The sequence below is a fragment of the Streptomyces bacillaris genome, from assembly GCF_003268675.1.
In the GTDB taxonomy this organism is placed as follows: domain Bacteria; phylum Actinomycetota; class Actinomycetes; order Streptomycetales; family Streptomycetaceae; genus Streptomyces; species Streptomyces bacillaris.
Window position 1 is genome coordinate 7,581,379 of sequence record NZ_CP029378.1, and the last position, 15,613, is coordinate 7,596,991.

Consider the following 15,613-nt stretch of genomic DNA (forward strand, 5'->3'; position numbering starts at 1 on the left):
GCCCGGCCCGGAATTCCGGGCCGGGCCGAACGACGTCAGGGTGTCGCGGCGTCGCGACTACTTGGCGGAGAGCGCCTTGATGTAGTCCTCCATCACGACGTCGGCCGCCAGCGGCCCGCCGCGCGTCGACCAGACCGAACCGTCGACCGTCACGACCTGCTTGTTCTTGACGGCGCCCAGCTCCTTGTAGGCGGGCTTGTCCTGGACGTCCTTGAGCGCCTTGGCGCCGTCGGAGGTCAGCGTCGACAGGAACAGCCAGTCACCGTCGATCTCGTTGATCTTCTCCAGGCTCAGCGACGGCGTGTGCGCGTTGCCGTCCTTGTTCTGGGACTTGGGCCGCTTCAGCCCCATCTCCAGCGCGACACCGCTGGCGAACTGCTTGTTCTCCATCCAGCTCGGGCCGTCCGGGTTCCAGCGGACGATGGAGACCTCGGCGCCCTTGTTCTTCCCGAGCTTCTCACCGGCTGCCTCGGCGGCGGCCTCGTGGTCGGCGATGAACTTGTTGGCCGCGTCCAGCTTGTTGACGGCGTTGCCGACCCCGCGGAAGAACAGCTTCCAGTCGTCGGTCGGGGCCATCGTCACCAGCGTGGCCGGGGTGATCTGGCGGAGCTGCTTGAGGACCTGCTCGTCCTGCATGTCCCCGGCGAGGATCAGGTCGGGCTTGGCGGCGACGACCTTGTCCATGACCGGCTGGAGCAGGTTGCCGACGATGTTGATGCCCTGGACCTTGTCGGCCAGGTAGGCCGGCGGCTTGTCCAGGCCCTGGCCGTTGGTGATGCCGACCGGCTTGATGTCCAGCGCCAGCACCGCGTCCAGGTCCTCCTGGGTGAGCGTCACGATGCGCTTCGGCTCCGCCGGTATCTCCACGGCCGTGCCCGTGGCGTCCTTGACGGTCCGGGTCTTGGCCGATCCGGAGTCCGCCTCGGCGGTCTTGTCGGCGGCGGGCTTGCTGCTGCTGCCGGAGTCGGAGCCCCCTCCGCAGGCCGTCAGGAGGAGCACGGCGGCCCCGAGCGTGGCGACGGCCTGAGCGGCTCTTCGGGAGGCGGTGCGGGCGGGGCGGTGCAGGTTCATCAAGGGCTCCGGAATCAACGGGACATGAAGCGACGAGGGCAGAAGGCAGCACGGGGCCACCGACGACCTCTCGGCGAGCTAAGGTTAGCCTTACTTTAGTGGCATCAGGCAAGGTGATGCCCCATTTCTTCGGAAAGGCCGGTCCTCGTGGACATCCGTGTTGAACAGCTCACCGCTGGGTACGCCGGTCATACCGCCGTGGACCGTGTCGATCTCACCGTCGGATCCGGACAGGTGGTGGCGATCGTCGGGCCCAACGGCTGCGGCAAGTCGACCCTGCTGCGCTGTGTGGCCCGCCTCCACCAGCCGCGCTCGGGCAAGGTGTTCGCCGGGGACGCCGATGTGTGGGAGCTGCGCCAGCGGGACGCCGCCCACCGCATCGCCCTGCTGCCCCAGGCCCCGCAGGCCCCGGAGGCCGTCACCGTCGCCGGGCTCGTACGGTACGGACGCCACCCCCACCAGGGGCTGTTCCGGCAGTGGTCGCACGAGGACGAGGAGGCGGTCACCCGGGCCCTGGAGGCGACCGGCACCACCGGCCTGGCCGACCGCCGCCTCGACCAGCTCTCCGGCGGCCAGCGCCAGCGCTGCTGGCTCGCCATGGCCCTCGCCCAGGAGACCCCGATCGTCCTGCTCGACGAGCCCACCAGCGCCCTGGATATCGGCCACGCCGTGGAAGTGTTGGACCTGGTGCGCGAGGTCGCGGCGGAGGGGCGGACCATCGTCATGGTCGTCCACGACCTGGCCGGTGCCGCCCGCTACGCCGACACCCTGGTCGCCATGCGCGCCGGGCGGATCGTCGCCTCCGGCCCGCCCCGCGAGATCGTCGACGCCGACCTGGTCCGCGAGCTGTACGGCATCGAGGCGGAGATCCTCACCGCCACCTCCGACGGCACCCCCGTCGTCGTGCCGACCGTGAGCGTGCCTCCCGTCGCTGCCTGACAAGTCGTCAGAAAGCCTTCGACAAGCCGTCAGGAAGCGTCCCCGAAAACGCCGATGGGCCCCTCCGTCCAGGGGCCCATCGGTCCGTAGCCGCACGGCTCAGGCGGGATCGTCGCCCCGGAACACGTGCAGGATCTCCTCGGCCGCCAGCGTTGCCGTCAACGTGCCCTCGCGGACGCGCTGTTCGAGCTCCGGTGCCAGCTTCCGTACGGCCGGGTGGTTGCGCAGGCTGTCCAGCAGCTCGTCCCGAACCATGGACCAGGTCCAGTCCACCTGCTGGTCACGGCGCTTGGCCGCCAGCCGGCCGGTGGACTCCAGGGCTGTACGGTGCTGCTCCAGCCGGTCCCACAGCGTGTCGAGCCCGGTGGACTCGCGCGCGCTGCAGGTGAGCACCGGAGGCGTCCAGGCCGCGTCCGCCGGGTGCATCAGCCGTAGCGCGCCCGCCAGTTCACGCGCCGCCGACCGGGCGTCGCGCTCGTGCGGACCGTCCGCCTTGTTCACCGCGATGGCGTCCGCCAGCTCCAGGACACCCTTCTTGATGCCCTGCAACTGGTCGCCGGTCCGGGCCAGGGTCAGCAGCAGGAACGTGTCGACCATGTTGGCGACCGCCGTCTCCGACTGCCCGACCCCCACCGTCTCCACGAGCACCACGTCGTACCCCGCCGCCTCCATCACCACGATGGACTCCCGGGTCGCCTTCGCCACCCCGCCCAGCGTCCCGGCGGTGGGGGAGGGGCGGACGAAGGCGGCCGGGTCCACCGCGAGCCGCTCCATCCGGGTCTTGTCGCCCAGGATGGAGCCGCCCGTACGGCTGGAGGACGGGTCGACGGCCAGCACCGCCACCCGGTGGCCGAGCCCGGTGAGCATCGTGCCGAGCGCGTCGATGAACGTGGACTTGCCCACGCCCGGCACCCCGCTGATCCCGATCCGCCGGGCCGCCCCCGCGTGCGGCAGCAACCGGCTCAGCAACTCCTGGGCCAGCACCCGGTGTTCGGCCCGCGTCGACTCGACGAGCGTGATCGCGCGGGCGATGAACGCCCGCTTCCCGTCGAGCACTCCCTGCACATAACTGTCGATGTCGATCTTGGCAGCCATCCGGTCAGCGGCTCACAGCTCGTGGCCGAGCGCGGCACCGAGCCGCGTCACCAGATCGTGGGCCGCGTCCGGGATCACCGTCCCCGGCGGGAAGACCGAGGCGGCCCCCGCCTCGTGCAGCGCCTCGACGTCCTGCGGCGGGATCACCCCGCCCACCACGATCATGATGTCCTCGCGTCCCTCGGCGGCCAGCTCCTCCCGCAGCGCCGGTACCAGGGTGAGGTGCCCGGCCGCCAGCGAGGAGACGCCCACGATGTGCACGTCCGCCTCCACCGCCTGCCGCGCCACCTCGCCCGGCGTCTGGAACAGCGGGCCGACGTCCACGTCGAAGCCCAGGTCGGCGAAGGCCGTGGCGATCACCTTCTGGCCCCGGTCGTGGCCGTCCTGGCCCATCTTGGCGACCAGGATGCGCGGACGGCGCCCCTCCGCCTCCTCGAACGCGTCGACCAGCGCGCGGGTCCGGTCCACCGAAGGGGAATCCCCTGCCTCTTTGCGGTACACACCGGAGATCGTACGGATCTGCCCGGCGTGCCGCCCGTACACCTTCTCCAGCGCGTCCGAGATCTCCCCGACCGTGGCCATCGCCCGCGCCGCGTCCACCGCGAGCGCCAGCAGATTGCCCTCCAGGCCCGGGCCGGGTGCGCGCTCGGCGGCGGCCGTCAGCGCGCGCAGCGCCTCCTGGCAGGCCACCTCGTCGCGCTCCTCGCGCAGCCGGCGCAGCTTCTCGATCTGCTGGGCGCGCACCGAGGAGTTGTCGACCTTGAGGACGTCGATCTGCTCGTCGGTCTCCACCCGGTACTTGTTCACCCCGATCACCGGCTGCCGCCCGGAGTCGATCCGCGCCTGCGTCCGCGCGGCCGCCTCCTCCACCCGGAGCTTGGGGATGCCCGCGTCGATGGCCTTCGCCATCCCGCCGGCCGCCTCCACCTCCTCGATGTGCTGCCAGGCCCGCTCCGCCAGATCGCGCGTCAGCTTCTCCACGTACGCGCTGCCGCCCCACGGGTCGATCACCCGGCAGGTGCCCGACTCCTGCTGGAGCAGGAGCTGGGTGTTACGGGCGATCCGCGCCGAGAAGTCGGTGGGCAGCGCCAGCGCCTCGTCCAGTGCGTTGGTGTGCAGCGACTGGGTGTGGCCCTGCGTCGCGGCCATCGCCTCCACACACGTACGCGTGACGTTGTTGAACACGTCCTGCGCGGTCAGCGACCACCCCGAGGTCTGCGAATGGGTGCGCAGTGAAAGGGACTTGGGGTTCTTCGGGTCGAACTGCTTGACCAGGCGCGCCCAGAGCAGCCGGGCCGCCCGCAACTTGGCGACCTCCATGAAGAAGTTCATCCCGATCGCCCAGAAGAACGACAGGCGCGGCGCGAACGCGTCGACGTCCAGGCCCGCTTCCTGCCCGGCGCGCAGATACTCCACCCCGTCGGCCAGCGTGTACGCCAGCTCCAGATCGGCCGTCGCCCCGGCCTCCTGGATGTGATAGCCCGAGATCGAGATCGAGTTGTAGCGCGGCATCTTCTGCGAGGTGAACGCGAAGATGTCCGAGATGATCCGCATCGACGGAGTCGGCGGATAGATGTAGGTGTTGCGGACCATGAACTCCTTCAGAATGTCGTTCTGAATGGTCCCGGCCAGCTTCTCGGGCGGTACGCCCTGCTCCTCGGCGGCCACGATGTACAGCGCCAGTACGGGGAGCACCGCGCCGTTCATCGTCATCGACACCGACATCCGGTCCAGCGGAATGCCGTCGAACAACTGGCGCATGTCGTAGATCGAGTCGATCGCCACGCCCGCCATACCGACGTCACCGGTGACGCGCGGGTGGTCGCTGTCGTACCCCCGGTGGGTCGGCAGGTCGAAGGCGACCGAGAGGCCCTTCTGCCCGGCCGCGAGGTTGCGCCGGTAGAAGGCGTTGGACTCCTCGGCCGTGGAGAACCCTGCGTACTGACGGATCGTCCAGGGCTGGTTCACGTACATCGTGGGGTACGGACCGCGCAGATACGGGGCGATGCCCGGGTAGCTGTGCAGCGCGTCCAGGCCCTCCAGGTCCTCGCCCGTGTAGAGCGGCTTGACCGTGATGCCCTCGGGCGTCTCCCAGAGCGGCGGCTCGCCGCCGTCGGCCGCCTTGGCGACGGCAGCCTGCCACTCCTCGGCCGAGGCGGAGGCGGCCGGGGGAGCGGGCGACTCCAGCGCGACCTCGGAGAAGTCGGGAACGGAGGATTTCTGTTCCGTGGGCGATGTCTGCATCACGCCACTCCCATGCGATCGAGTACGGAGGTGAGAACGGCAACCGCGTCGCAGCCCGCGAAGACGTAGGCGTCGACATCGGCGTACTCGCCGGGGCGCCCGGCCAGGAACACCTGCGCCGCGCCCGCCGACTTCAGCGCCCCGGCCACCCCGGCCGCCTGCTCGGCGTACAGCGCGTCCGACGAGCAGAGACAGGCGACACCCGCACCGGAGGCGGTGAAGGCACCCGCCGCCGTCTCCGCGTCCACCGACACCGGCTCGTGCACCGCCTCGATCCCGCCCGCCCCGAAGAGGTTGACGGCGAACGAGACCCGCGCGGTGTGCGCGGCTGCCGGACCCAGCGCGGCGATGAACACCTTCGGCCGCGCGCCCGTCGCGGCCAGATGCGCGTCCGAGCGGGCCCGCAGCGCCTCGAACGCCTCGTCGCGCCGGACCCGGGGCAGACCGCCCGGGGCGTCCGCGTACGGATCGGGCGCGGGATCGCGCTCCACCGGCCGCTCGGAGGGCAGCGGGAACTCGCTGACCCCCGTCACCGGCTCCTTGCGACGGGCCAGCTTCGCACTGCGCGCGGCCCAGGTGGCGGCCAGCTTCTCCGCCACCATCCCCGAGCGCAGCGCGGCGGGCAGCCCCCCCGCGCGCTCGGTCTCCTGGAAGAACGCCCAGGCGGCTGCGGCGAGTTCGTCGGTCAGCCGCTCCACGTACCAGGAGCCGCCCGCCGGGTCGATGACCCGGGCCAGATGCGACTCCTCCATCAGGATCGTGGAGGTGTTACGGGCGATCCTGCGGGCGAACGCGTCGGGCAGCCCCAGCGCGTGGTCGAACGGCAGGACCGTGACGGCGTCCGCGCCGCCGACCCCCGCGCCCAGCGTGGCGAGCGTGGTGCGCAGCATGTTCACCCACGGGTCACGGCGCGTCATCATCACCGGGGAGGTCACGGCGTGCTGGCGCTGCGCCCCGGCGGCGGGCGCCCCCGACGCCTCGGCGACCCGCGCCCAGAGCCGGCGCGCGGCCCGCAGCTTGGCGATCGTCAGGAACTGGTCGGCCGTGGCCGCGTAACGGAACTCCAGCTGCCCGCAGGCCGCCTCCACGCCCATCCCGGCCCCGGTCAGCGCCCGCAGATAGGCGACGCCGGTCGCCAGGGAGAGCCCCAGCTCCTCGGCGGCCGAGCCACCGGCCTCGTGGTACGGGAGCGCGTCCACGGCGATCGCCCGCAGCCCCGGGTACTCCGCACCGCAGACCTCCGCCCAGCGGACGGCCGCGGTGAGGTCGGCCTCGATTCCGGTCCGGGCCTCGTGGCCGAGCGGGTCGGCGCCCAGGGTCCCCCGCGCCTCGCCCTTGGCGACGCCCCGCTCCCCGTACAGCCGCAGCAGTTCGGTGGCGGCCGCGTCCAGGTCGGCGGGAGCGTCGAGCACGACCGGCGCCAGGTCGAGGTAGACGCCCTCCAGCGCGCGGCCGAGCGCGTCCACGGGGACCCCGGCCGGACCGCCGACGGTGAGCCAGAGGGAGGTGACCCCGTTCTCCAGATCACCGAGCACCGCCTCGTTGAGCCGGGCCGGGTCCGTCAGGGCGTGGCGCTGGCGTACGTCCCAGCCGCCCGCCGCGTTTCCTTCGGCCCTGCTGCCCCGGGTGAAGGGCGCGAAGCCGGGAAAACCGGTGTCCGGAGAGACGTCGTTCGCGGTGTAGAGAGGCCGGGTGGTGAGCCCGTCCTCCAGTGTGGTGGACAGCGCTTCCTCGGCGGCCGAGCCCGAGACTTCCTTGCCCGACTTGCGCAGAACGCCTTCGACGAGGCTCTGCCACTGGTCATGGGAGGGGTCGGGGAACGCGGCGGCCGGAGAGAGCCCGTCAGCAGGCTGGACCGTCATGCTCAGATGCTAGGCCAGCGCGGGGAACGAGCAGCAGGGGCACGTGCTGTGACCTTGCCCTCTCCGGTCCGCACTTGATCCTTTACTTACCGTCGCGTTACCGGAGCGACCTCTGCGTGCAAGAAAAGGCCGGGACGGGCCCGCCGCAACACGGCGATGCTCGACATCGGGGTGAATTGACCGGTTGATGCATATTATGTGGGAAGTTTTCCGGTTTCTTATGCAATCCCTGTCATACCTGCAATCTCTGGAATGCCCGTATCCACCCCGGAGCCCGCGTGGCCGCCGGGATGCGGAGAGGACGCGACCGTGGCCGTCGGACCTGTGGAACACCTCGTCATCGCCTTCCCCGGCAGCGGTTTCACCGGAACCGTCGTGCCCGTTCTCGCCGATGCCGTGGCGTCCGGCGCCGTACGCCCCGCCGATCTGGCCTTCGTCCGCCGCGCCGAAGGGGGTGCGCCGATCCCGGTGGAGTTGCGGGAACTCGACCCGGAGGGAACGGTTCCCGCCGACCCGGCTGAGAACGGGGCCGCTGTGGAGCTGGGCGCCGGGGACATCGAGGTCCTGGAGGGGAGCGTGCCGCAGGGCGAGGTGGTCGCCCTCGTCGTCCGGGAGGACCTGTGGACCTCGCAGCTCGCCCGGACCTTCCGGGAGGCGGGCGGTGCCTTCGTCGCCCACGAGCGCTTCGGCGCGGCGGCCGTATCGGACGCGGACGAGGCCCCGGAGGGGGACGACATCATCACCCGGCTGGAGCGGCTCGCGGAGCTGTGGCGGCGGGACGTGCTCACGGACGCCGAGTTCGCGGAGCAGAAGGCGAAGCTGCTGGCGGACTGAGCCGGGACCGGTGGGGTCCTGGGTGTTCTCATCAGGGAAAGAGGCAGTGCATCGTGGAGACCGCCCGGACCGTTCCGGCCGCCACCGTCGTCAACCTGCGTGACCTGGGGGGTATCGCCCTGGGCCGGGACCGCCGGGTGCGGCAGGGGGTCCTGTTCCGCTCGGGGCAGCTGAGCGAGCTGGCGCCCGACCACGACCGGGCGGTGGCCGCGCTCGGCATCCGTACGGTCGTCGACCTGCGCACCGCCGACGAACGCCGGTGGGCCCCCGACCGGCTCCCGGCCCGCGCCAGGCTCTTCGTGGCCGACGTCCTCGGTGACCACCCGGGCGTGGCCCCGGCCCGGCTCAAGGCGCTGCTGGCCGACCCGGACGAGGCGGACCGCGCGCTGGGCGGCGGCCGGGCCGAGGAGCTGTTCGCGGAGACCTACCGCAAGATGGTGCTCTCGCCGGGCGCTGCCGCCGCCTACCGGGCCTTCCTGGAGACCGTCGCCGACCCCGCCGCCCGCCCGGTGCTCTTCCACTGCACGGCGGGCAAGGACCGCACCGGCTGGGCGGCGGCCGTCCTGCTGATGATCCTGGGGGCCTCCCGGGAGACCGTGCGCGCGGACTTCCTGGCCGTGAACCCCGCCGTACGCGCCGCCTTCGCGCCCTACGTCCAGAAGTTCCTGGACGGCGGCGGCGACCCGGCCGTCGCGGCGGCCATCGTCGAGGTGCGCCCCCGCTATCTGGATGTGGCGCTCGACGCGATGGACGAGCGGTGGGGCGGGCTCGACGGCTATGTACGGACCGGGCTGCGCCTCCCCGAAGCGGTACTGGACCGGCTGCGCGAGGGGCTGGTGATCGGTGGCCGGCGGTCGGCCGATCGCCGTGCGGAGAGGGCCCGGTCCGACGCTCCGGTGTGACTTTGATACCCCTAGGGGGTATATTGGCGGTGTCGGAAACCGCTGTCGTCCGCCGGGAGAGAGCCATGAACACCGGACTGAGGATCGCGGCCTTCGCCGCCGCGGTCGCCGCCGTCTTCGCCATCGCCTTCGGGGTGGGCAGGGTGGCGGGCCCGGACCCGGAACCCACCCCCGGGCCCAGCACCGACCAGCCCGCCACCCCGCACTCCTCGACCCACCCGGAGGAGAGCGGTGCGAGCCACTGACCCACCACATGGTGCGGGGCCGGTCCGACCGATACGTATCGGTCGGACCGGCCCCGCACCCGCGTGAACGGCGTGTGCGCCGCTCAGAGACGGACCAGCCGCTCCGTGAGATCGCGGTACTGCTGGAGGGCGATCCGCAGATCCTCCGTCCCAGCCTCGGACCGCCCGCCGTCCCGGTCGGCGCGCAGCAGCCGGGACCGCTCGGCCAGGGCCTCCGTGAGCCCGGCGACGACGTCGTCGAAGGCCGCGTCGGCCTCCTGCACCGCCTGGCGCGGGTTCTCCACGAAGCCGGCCACCGCCTGGTGGATGCGCGCGTCGAACTTCTCCCGCTGCTCGGCGGCGAAGAGCGGACGGCCGCTGTGCGCGGGTGTCTCCGTGCGGCCGGGGGAGGCCGTCGTGCGGGGGGCCGTCGAAGCCGCTGTACGGGAGGCCTCCGGGGTCTCGTCCGGGCGGGCGGGGACGGCCCGGGCCGGGTCCGTGTGCGTCCGGTCGACCGACGTCCGGTCGGGGCCCGCCTGATCGGCCGTCGGCGGGGGACCGGACGGCTTGGCGGCCGTCGGCGGTACGGGGGTGGCGGGCGCGTTCCCGGGCGGAGGCGCCACGGGCGGGACGCGCTCGGCGCCGGTCGAGGGGGTGGCCCGGTTCGGCGCGTCGCCGGGGGTGCCGCCGGTGTTCGGAGTCTGCGTCATGATGTGCCGCGTCCCTTCGTGAGCTGTCGGTTGTCGTGGCCGCGCGGCGCCGGGCCGTCCGCGAGGAGTGCGTCGAAGAGCCCGCGCGCCTCGACGAAGGCCTCGCGCATCTCCTCGGTGCCGGTGCCGCCGTCGCACGCGGAGTGCACCCGGCGGTAGCCCTCGACATGGCGGGCGTGGTGGACCGAGAGCGCGTCGGCGCGCTCCTCGAAGCTCTCACCGGCCGGGAAGCCCCGGTCCCGGGCGAGGTCGGCCAGCAGCGCGTCGGCCTCTGCCACCGCCTGCTGCGGCGACTCGACGAACTGCTCCTGCGTACGGGCCCAGCGGGCGGTGTACTCCGCGCGGGCCGCCTCCGTCAGCGGCCGCTTCTCCAGGTCCCCGTGGCGCCGCACCCGCTCGCCCAGCTCGTGCTCGGCCGCCTTGGTGTCGCCGTTGTGCCGGGCGACCACCCGGTCGTACTCGGGGCCGAAGCGGCCGCGCAGCCCCCGGCCGCCGGCGGCGCCCCCGCGGACGAGGAAGAAGTAGACGGCGGCGGCCGCGACGAGCGCCACGGCGATGACGATGATCGCTGTTGTCACGGCTACCGCCCCCACCGCTCGTCGGCCGGTACGCGGCTGTGGTGTCGCACAGTGGTCAACCCCTCTCGGTCCGGCCCGGCGGAGTGGCCACCGGGCGACGTGCAGGGGTCCGTGTACCCCCGAACAGCCGTTCATGCGGCCGAGGGCGGCCGAACGCTCCGTGTACCGTGCAGACGTCGACGTACGTAATACTCGACGTATGACATCAGCCATTACGAGGTCGGTGCGCGGCCCGCACCGCGCCGTGCCCCTGGTCCGCCGGGCCACGGCGGGTGACGCCCGCCGGCTCACCCGGCTGGTCCGGACGTCACGCGCCTACGAGGGCCCGTACGCCCCGATGGTCGCCGGATACCGGGTCGGCCCCGACTACATCGAGGCGCACCGGGTCTTCGTCGCCGCCGACCGCGACGACGACCGGGTCCTCGGCTTCTACGCGCTGACCCTCCAGCCGCCGGAGCTGGACCTGATGTTCGTCGCCGACGAGGCGCAGGGGCTCGGCATCGGCCGGCTGCTCATCGGCCATCTGCGCGAGGAGGCGGGGCGGGCGGGCCTCACCGGGATCCGGATCGTGGCCCACCCGCCCGCCGAGGGCTTCTACCGCAGCGTGGGCGCCGAGCCCACCGGCACCGTCCGTGCCAACCCGCCGGCGGTCCTGTGGGACCGCCCGGAGTTTCTGCTGCCCCTCGGCGCGTGAAGGCCGCTCAGCCGCCGTAGGGGCGGGTGATCAGCTCCATGCCGTGGCCGCTGGGGTCGGGGAAGTAGACGCCCCGGCCGCCGTCGTTGTGGTTGATCTCGCCCGGGTGCTTGAGGTGCGGATCGGCGTAGTACGCGATCCCCATCTCCTGGATCCGGGCGAACGCGGCGTCGAACTCCGCCTCCGAGATCAGGAAGGCGTAGTGCTGCGGGGTGATCGACTCCTCGGGGACCGTCGCGAAGTCCAGGGTGACTCCGTTCGCCAGGACGACGGGGACGAACGGGCCCCACTCCGGTCCGGCTTCCAGGCCCAGCAGCTCCGCCAGGAACTCCGCGGACTCGCGGTTGTCGCGGGAATGAATGATGGTGTGATTCAACTCGACCGACACGGTGGAATGCCTCCAACGGGCATCTCACGGGCTACCTCCACGCCTCACCCGGACGGTGACCGGCGCGCGATGCCGTAGGCGCGATCCTAGGCGACCGGTCCGGTGCGGTCGAGCCGACCGTGGGCCTCACCGGCGGGATTGAGCCTGCGGGGCCGGGGAACCTGTAGACGCGGATCGAACGGGTGTGTCAGTGCCCCCGGTCGCGTCGAGACGAGGAGGGTGCCCGTGTCAACCACCAACGGCAGAGGCCGCGAGGAGACCCAGGAGGAGCGGGCGGACCGGCAGTGGACCGAACTGCTCCAGGAGTTGCGCGTCGCCCAGACCGGGGTGCAGATCCTCTTCGGGTTCCTCCTCGCCGTGGTGTTCCAGCCCAGGTTCGCCGAACTGTCCGAGGTGGACCGGGACATCTACGTCACCACGGTGGTGCTCGGCTCCGCGACCGTCGCCGCCCTCATCGGCCCCGTCACTTACCACCGGCTGCTCACCGGCCGGCGGCTGAAGCCTCAGACCGTCATCTGGGCCTCCCGCATGACCATGGTGGGGCTGGTGCTGCTGTTCTTCACGATGTGCTCGACCCTGCTGCTGATCATGCGCGTCGCGCTCCACAACACGTTCGCCCTCTGGCTGGTCGGCGGCATCGCGCTGTGGTTCCTGGCCTGCTGGATCGTCTTCCCCGTCTGGGCGCTGGCCCGCAACCGCTCGGGACCGCGCGAGGACGTGCCGTCCGAGGAATGAGCGGCTCAGCCCGGCGCCTCCACCGGGCCCCGCACGTCCGTCACCGTGAACAGCGCGCCGTCGGGGTCCCGCAGGGTGGCCTCGCTGCCGCCCACGACGGTCCGCTCCTCCACCAGGGTGCCGCCCTTCCGTACGGCCTCGGCCACCGTCACGGGGACGTCGGCCACCGGGAACTGCACCTGCCAGTGCGGGCGCACCAGCGGGTCCACGGCGGTCTCCACCGCCCCGGAGCTGATCCGGGCCAGCGGGCGTCCCTCGCACCGCACGATGACCTCGTCGCCCTCGTACGCGACGTCGCAGCACCCGGGGCGGCCGCTGGCCCAGTCGAGCACCTCGCCGTAGAAGATCGCCGCGTCGAACGCGTTGCGGGTCCGCAGCCGCAGCCAGGTGTGGGCGTGGTCGTCGGGGGCCGGCGGCGAAGTGGCCGGTTCCGTGCGCTCCCAGAGGCCGAACGAGGCGCCGTCCCGGTCCGAGGCCAGGACGCCGCGCCCCTTGCCGAGCGTCAGCGGCCCCACCGCCACCGTCCCGCTGCGCTCCCGGACCCGGGCGGCGGCCACATCCGCGTCCGCCACCGCGAAGTACGGCGTCCACGCCACCGCGACCTGGTACGCGGTGGAGACGGCGAAGATGCCCGCGACCGGGATGTCGCCGCGGCGGGCCACGGAGAACTCCGCGCCGATCTTCCCCGGGCGGAACGTCCACCCCAGCACCCCGGAGTAGAACCGCTGGGCGGCCTGGAGGTCCCGGGTCATCAGGGTCACCCAGCACGGCGCGGCCGGGCCGGTCAGGGGCGCCGTCGAGGGGGCCGTACGGGGATCGCTTCCGGTCATGGTCCACTGCCTTCTCACGGGGGTGCGGCGCGAGGTGCGGCCGCCGTGGTCCAGCACCCACCCTCGGACGGTCCGTGCGGCGGCGCAACGCGGGGCCGCACGAGGGCCGCGCTCACAGTCCGATGCGCGGCGGGGCGTTCGTGATGTCCAGGAAGACCTGGTCCGCCTGCGGCCACCGCTCGCACATCGCGTGCCGGATGCGCATGGAGACCTCCTCCACCCGCTCGCTGTCCGATACCGGGAGCCAGGTCGATGCGGGCCGCCACCAGCACGGAGTGCATGCCCAGTCGCACGGTGAGGAGTTCGGCCACGTTGTCGATCTCGCGCTGGCGCATGGGGAAGCCGACCAGTTCGCGGTGGAGTTCGGGATCGACGGATTCCCCGATCAACTGGTACCGGGCGTTGCGGCCGAGCCGGAAGGCGACGTACACGAGGAGCAGCCCGATGCCCAGGGAGGCGGCGGCCTCCCAGACCACGCTGCCGGTGGCCAGGTGCAGGGACATCCCGGCGATGGCCAGGCTGACACCGAGCACCGCCGTGCTGTCCTCCGCGATGACCGTCCGCAGCGCCGGGTCGATGGCCGCGCCCTTCTTGCCGCGCGCCTGGTGCAGGGCCCGGGCCAGCGAGGTGCTCTCGGCGACCAGGGCGACACCGAGCACGATCAGCCCGGCGGTGTAGCCGCTGGGGGACTCGTCGTCGTCGCGCCGGAGGGCGTGGAGCCCCTGGTGGAACGAGAAGCAGCCGCCCATCACGAAGATGCCGACGGCGGCCAGGAGCGCCCAGAAGTACCGCTCCTTGCCGTAGCCGAACGGGTGATGGGCGTCGGCGGGGCGGCGGCTGCGCCGGAGCGCGGCGAGCAGGAAGATCTCGTTGAGGCTGTCGGCGACCGAGTGGGCCGCCTCCGACAACAGCGCGGGCGAGCCGGAGATCAGCCCGCCCGCGGTCTTGGCTGCCGCGATCACCAGGTTGGCCGCGAGCGCGACCAGGACGGTGAAACGGGTCTGTCGGTCGGCGGCCGACCGGCTCATCACCACCTCTGGTGACGAGGGGGCCGGGCGGGCCCGCCCCCTGCGGGGGAACGGGTCAGCTGCGCGGGGGATCGGTGTCGGTGCGCGGATCGTCCCGGTGGGGCGGGAGCGGTGCGTTCCCGTGGTCGTCGAGCTGGTGCGGGTTGAGCGCGCTGCCGTCGGTGGGGAAGCGGTCCGTGCCGTGCGGGTCGTGCGCCTCGATGTGCGTGCGTCCCTCGGGCTTGTGGGGCTGCTCATCGGGGCGCGGCGGCGGCAGCTCGGCGTCCCGCTTCCGCTTCCCCAGCAGGAAACCGCCGATCAGCAGCCCCACCACGGCGAGCGCGGCGATGGGGAAGAGGATGGCCGCCAGCGCGCCCGTCCCGTCGGCGAGTGGGGCGGCCAGTGCCTGCGTGGCTCCGTTCGATACGTCCATGGTTGCCGCATACCCCGAGGGAAGGGCGTCAGTCGGCCAGTCACATCAATTCATGTTTTATGAGTATGTAACGGGAAAAGCGTTTCGCATGGTGCGAATCGGCTACACGATGATGACCGAACAGACCGGACCGCGAGAACTCGTACGGGATGTGGTGGCCGCGGAGCGGGCGGGATTCGACTTCTCCGTCACCTCCGACCACTACTTTCCCTGGCTCCGGGAGCAGGGCCACGCCCCGTACGCCTGGGCGGTCCTCGGCGCTGCGGCACAGGCCACCGAGCGCATCGGCCTGATGACGTACGTCACCTGCCCGACCACCCGCTACCACCCCGCCGTCGTCGCCCAGAAGGCCGCGACGCTGCAGATCCTCGCGGAGGGCCGGTTCCGGCTCGGCCTCGGCTCCGGCGAGAACCTCAACGAACACGTCGTCGGCGCGGGCTGGCCCGCCGCCCACGTACGGCTGGAGATGCTCGACGAGGCCGTGGAGATCATCGGCGCCCTCTTCGACGGCGGGAACGTCAACCACCACGGCACCCACTTCGACGTGGAGAACGCCCGCCTCTGGGACCTTCCGGAGACCCGGGTGCCCATCGGCGTCGCCGTCTCCGGCCCGGCCTCCTGCGCCCTCGCCGGGCGCCGCGCCGACCTGGTGATCGCCACCGAGGCCAAGAGCGCGCTGCTGGACGACTTCGACCGCAATGGAGGGGCGGGGAAGCCCCGGGTGGGCCAGCTGCCCGTCTGCTACGACCCCGACCGGGACGCCGCCGTCGCCCGCGCCCACGAACAGTTCCGCTGGTCCGTCGGCGGCTGGAAGGTCAACTCCGAACTCCCCGGCCCGGCGAGCTTCGCCCAGGCGACCGAACTCGTCCGCGAGGAGGACATCGCCTCCGCCATCCCCTGCGGACAGGACGTCGACACGTTCGTCGACGCGGTCCGCGCCTACAGCGACGCGGGCTTCACCGAGGTCGCGCTCGTCCAGGTGGGCGGGGAACACCAGCAGTCCTTCATCTCGTGGGCGGAGAAGACCCTCCTGCCCGCTCTCCGGGAGCTGTAGCCCTCTTCGGCCC

16 protein-coding genes and 1 pseudogene are annotated in these 15,613 nt (G+C 72.2%); 7 read left to right on the forward strand and 10 right to left on the reverse strand.

Annotation, left to right across the window (positions count from 1 at the left end):
• Window positions 1-57 precede the first annotated feature (57 nt).
• The gene (locus DJ476_RS33055) at window positions 58-1,071 is read right to left on the reverse strand and encodes an ABC transporter substrate-binding protein (protein WP_181006437.1); all 1,014 of its coding nucleotides are present in this window, start codon (window positions 1,069-1,071) and stop codon (window positions 58-60) included.
• Between the two features lie 147 nt (window positions 1,072-1,218).
• Between DJ476_RS33055 and DJ476_RS33060 the strand changes: the two genes are divergently transcribed.
• Window positions 1,219-2,010, forward strand: a complete 792-nt coding sequence (locus DJ476_RS33060; RefSeq protein ID WP_019762083.1) for an ABC transporter ATP-binding protein — start codon at window positions 1,219-1,221, stop codon at window positions 2,008-2,010.
• A gap of 99 nt (window positions 2,011-2,109) precedes the next feature.
• Here the strand turns inward: DJ476_RS33060 and meaB are convergent, their stop codons facing one another.
• From meaB to DJ476_RS33075, 3 genes are read right to left on the reverse strand one after another with little or no spacing between them, the layout of a single operon-like run.
• The gene (meaB, locus tag DJ476_RS33065; RefSeq protein WP_112492238.1) at window positions 2,110-3,105 is read right to left on the reverse strand and encodes a methylmalonyl Co-A mutase-associated GTPase MeaB; all 996 of its coding nucleotides are present in this window, start codon (window positions 3,103-3,105) and stop codon (window positions 2,110-2,112) included.
• 12 nt (window positions 3,106-3,117) lie between these two features.
• Window positions 3,118-5,349 carry a methylmalonyl-CoA mutase gene (gene scpA / locus DJ476_RS33070; RefSeq protein WP_019762086.1) on the reverse strand — a complete coding sequence of 744 codons (2,232 nt, stop codon included), beginning with the start codon at window positions 5,347-5,349 and terminating at the stop codon, window positions 3,118-3,120.
• On the reverse strand, window positions 5,349-7,211 hold the full coding sequence (locus tag DJ476_RS33075) for a methylmalonyl-CoA mutase family protein (protein WP_103416980.1): 1,863 nt from the start codon (window positions 7,209-7,211) through the stop codon (window positions 5,349-5,351). The genes scpA and DJ476_RS33075 overlap by 1 nt, the downstream gene beginning before the upstream one ends.
• A 309-nt stretch (window positions 7,212-7,520) precedes the next feature.
• Here DJ476_RS33075 and DJ476_RS33080 point away from each other — a divergent pair, with 309 nt between their 5' ends.
• The 3 genes from DJ476_RS33080 to DJ476_RS33090 all read left to right on the forward strand — a co-directional run bounded on the left by DJ476_RS33080 (window position 7,521) and on the right by DJ476_RS33090 (window position 9,192).
• Entirely contained in the window at window positions 7,521-8,045 is a 525-nt protein-coding gene (locus DJ476_RS33080; protein ID WP_112492239.1) for an SHOCT domain-containing protein, read from the forward strand.
• 53 nt (window positions 8,046-8,098) lie between these two features.
• On the forward strand, window positions 8,099-8,947 hold the full coding sequence (locus DJ476_RS33085; RefSeq protein WP_112492240.1) for a tyrosine-protein phosphatase: 849 nt from the start codon (window positions 8,099-8,101) through the stop codon (window positions 8,945-8,947).
• A 65-nt stretch (window positions 8,948-9,012) separates the two neighbouring features.
• Window positions 9,013-9,192, forward strand: a complete 180-nt coding sequence (locus tag DJ476_RS33090) for a hypothetical protein (RefSeq protein ID WP_103416983.1) — start codon at window positions 9,013-9,015, stop codon at window positions 9,190-9,192.
• An 83-nt stretch (window positions 9,193-9,275) separates the two neighbouring features.
• Here DJ476_RS33090 and DJ476_RS33095 read toward each other — a convergent pair whose 3' ends face one another.
• Both DJ476_RS33095 and DJ476_RS33100 read right to left on the reverse strand, forming a co-directional pair.
• A complete protein-coding gene (locus DJ476_RS33095; RefSeq protein WP_103416984.1) occupies window positions 9,276-9,881 on the reverse strand; it encodes a hypothetical protein in 606 nt (201 codons plus the stop codon).
• Window positions 9,878-10,459: a hypothetical protein gene (locus DJ476_RS33100; protein ID WP_103416985.1), complete on the reverse strand. Its 582-nt coding sequence runs from the start codon at window positions 10,457-10,459 to the stop codon at window positions 9,878-9,880. Before DJ476_RS33100 ends, DJ476_RS33095 begins: the two co-directional genes overlap by 4 nt.
• A gap of 199 nt (window positions 10,460-10,658) precedes the next feature.
• On the opposite strand from DJ476_RS33100, the gene DJ476_RS33105 reads away from it, so the two are divergent.
• Window positions 10,659-11,153, forward strand: a complete 495-nt coding sequence (locus DJ476_RS33105; protein ID WP_103416986.1) for a GNAT family N-acetyltransferase — start codon at window positions 10,659-10,661, stop codon at window positions 11,151-11,153.
• A gap of 7 nt (window positions 11,154-11,160) precedes the next feature.
• On the opposite strand, the gene DJ476_RS33110 is transcribed toward DJ476_RS33105, so the two are convergent.
• Window positions 11,161-11,541 (reverse strand): VOC family protein, encoded by a 381-nt coding sequence (locus DJ476_RS33110; protein WP_103416987.1) that lies wholly within the window; start codon window positions 11,539-11,541, stop codon window positions 11,161-11,163.
• Between the two features lie 225 nt (window positions 11,542-11,766).
• Here DJ476_RS33110 and DJ476_RS33115 point away from each other — a divergent pair, with 225 nt between their 5' ends.
• Window positions 11,767-12,276 (forward strand): DUF6328 family protein, encoded by a 510-nt coding sequence (locus tag DJ476_RS33115; RefSeq protein WP_103416988.1) that lies wholly within the window; start codon window positions 11,767-11,769, stop codon window positions 12,274-12,276.
• 5 nt (window positions 12,277-12,281) lie between these two features.
• Here DJ476_RS33115 and DJ476_RS33120 read toward each other — a convergent pair whose 3' ends face one another.
• The 3 genes and pseudogenes from DJ476_RS33120 to DJ476_RS33130 form a co-directional block, all read right to left on the reverse strand.
• Window positions 12,282-13,106 (reverse strand): glyoxalase/bleomycin resistance/extradiol dioxygenase family protein, encoded by an 825-nt coding sequence (locus DJ476_RS33120; protein ID WP_070203003.1) that lies wholly within the window; start codon window positions 13,104-13,106, stop codon window positions 12,282-12,284.
• 112 nt (window positions 13,107-13,218) lie between these two features.
• Window positions 13,219-14,134, reverse strand: a pseudogene (locus DJ476_RS33125) (cation diffusion facilitator family transporter).
• Window positions 14,135-14,189: 55 nt separating this feature from the next.
• Window positions 14,190-14,546, reverse strand: coding sequence for a DUF6479 family protein (locus DJ476_RS33130; protein WP_112492241.1), 357 nt, complete (start codon window positions 14,544-14,546; stop codon window positions 14,190-14,192).
• 88 nt (window positions 14,547-14,634) lie between these two features.
• Between DJ476_RS33130 and DJ476_RS33135 the strand changes: the two genes are divergently transcribed.
• Window positions 14,635-15,600: an LLM class F420-dependent oxidoreductase gene (locus tag DJ476_RS33135; protein WP_112492242.1), complete on the forward strand. Its 966-nt coding sequence runs from the start codon at window positions 14,635-14,637 to the stop codon at window positions 15,598-15,600.
• Window positions 15,601-15,613: the final 13 nt, after the last annotated feature.

Coding starts and splice junctions, on each gene's coding strand:
- DJ476_RS33055 (WP_181006437.1), bottom strand. CDS start 1,071: ATGAACCTGCACCGCCCCGCCCGCACCGCCTCCCGAAGAGCCGCTCAG.
- meaB (WP_112492238.1), bottom strand. CDS start 3,105: ATGGCTGCCAAGATCGACATCGACAGTTATGTGCAGGGAGTGCTCGAC.
- scpA (WP_019762086.1), bottom strand. CDS start 5,349: ATGCAGACATCGCCCACGGAACAGAAATCCTCCGTTCCCGACTTCTCC.
- DJ476_RS33075 (WP_103416980.1), bottom strand. CDS start 7,211: ATGACGGTCCAGCCTGCTGACGGGCTCTCTCCGGCCGCCGCGTTCCCC.
- DJ476_RS33090 (WP_103416983.1), top strand. CDS start 9,013: ATGAACACCGGACTGAGGATCGCGGCCTTCGCCGCCGCGGTCGCCGCC.
- DJ476_RS33095 (WP_103416984.1), bottom strand. CDS start 9,881: ATGACGCAGACTCCGAACACCGGCGGCACCCCCGGCGACGCGCCGAAC.
- DJ476_RS33105 (WP_103416986.1), top strand. CDS start 10,659: ATGACATCAGCCATTACGAGGTCGGTGCGCGGCCCGCACCGCGCCGTG.
- DJ476_RS33120 (WP_070203003.1), bottom strand. CDS start 13,106: ATGACCGGAAGCGATCCCCGTACGGCCCCCTCGACGGCGCCCCTGACC.
- DJ476_RS33130 (WP_112492241.1), bottom strand. CDS start 14,546: ATGGACGTATCGAACGGAGCCACGCAGGCACTGGCCGCCCCACTCGCC.
- DJ476_RS33135 (WP_112492242.1), top strand. CDS start 14,635: ATGGTGCGAATCGGCTACACGATGATGACCGAACAGACCGGACCGCGA.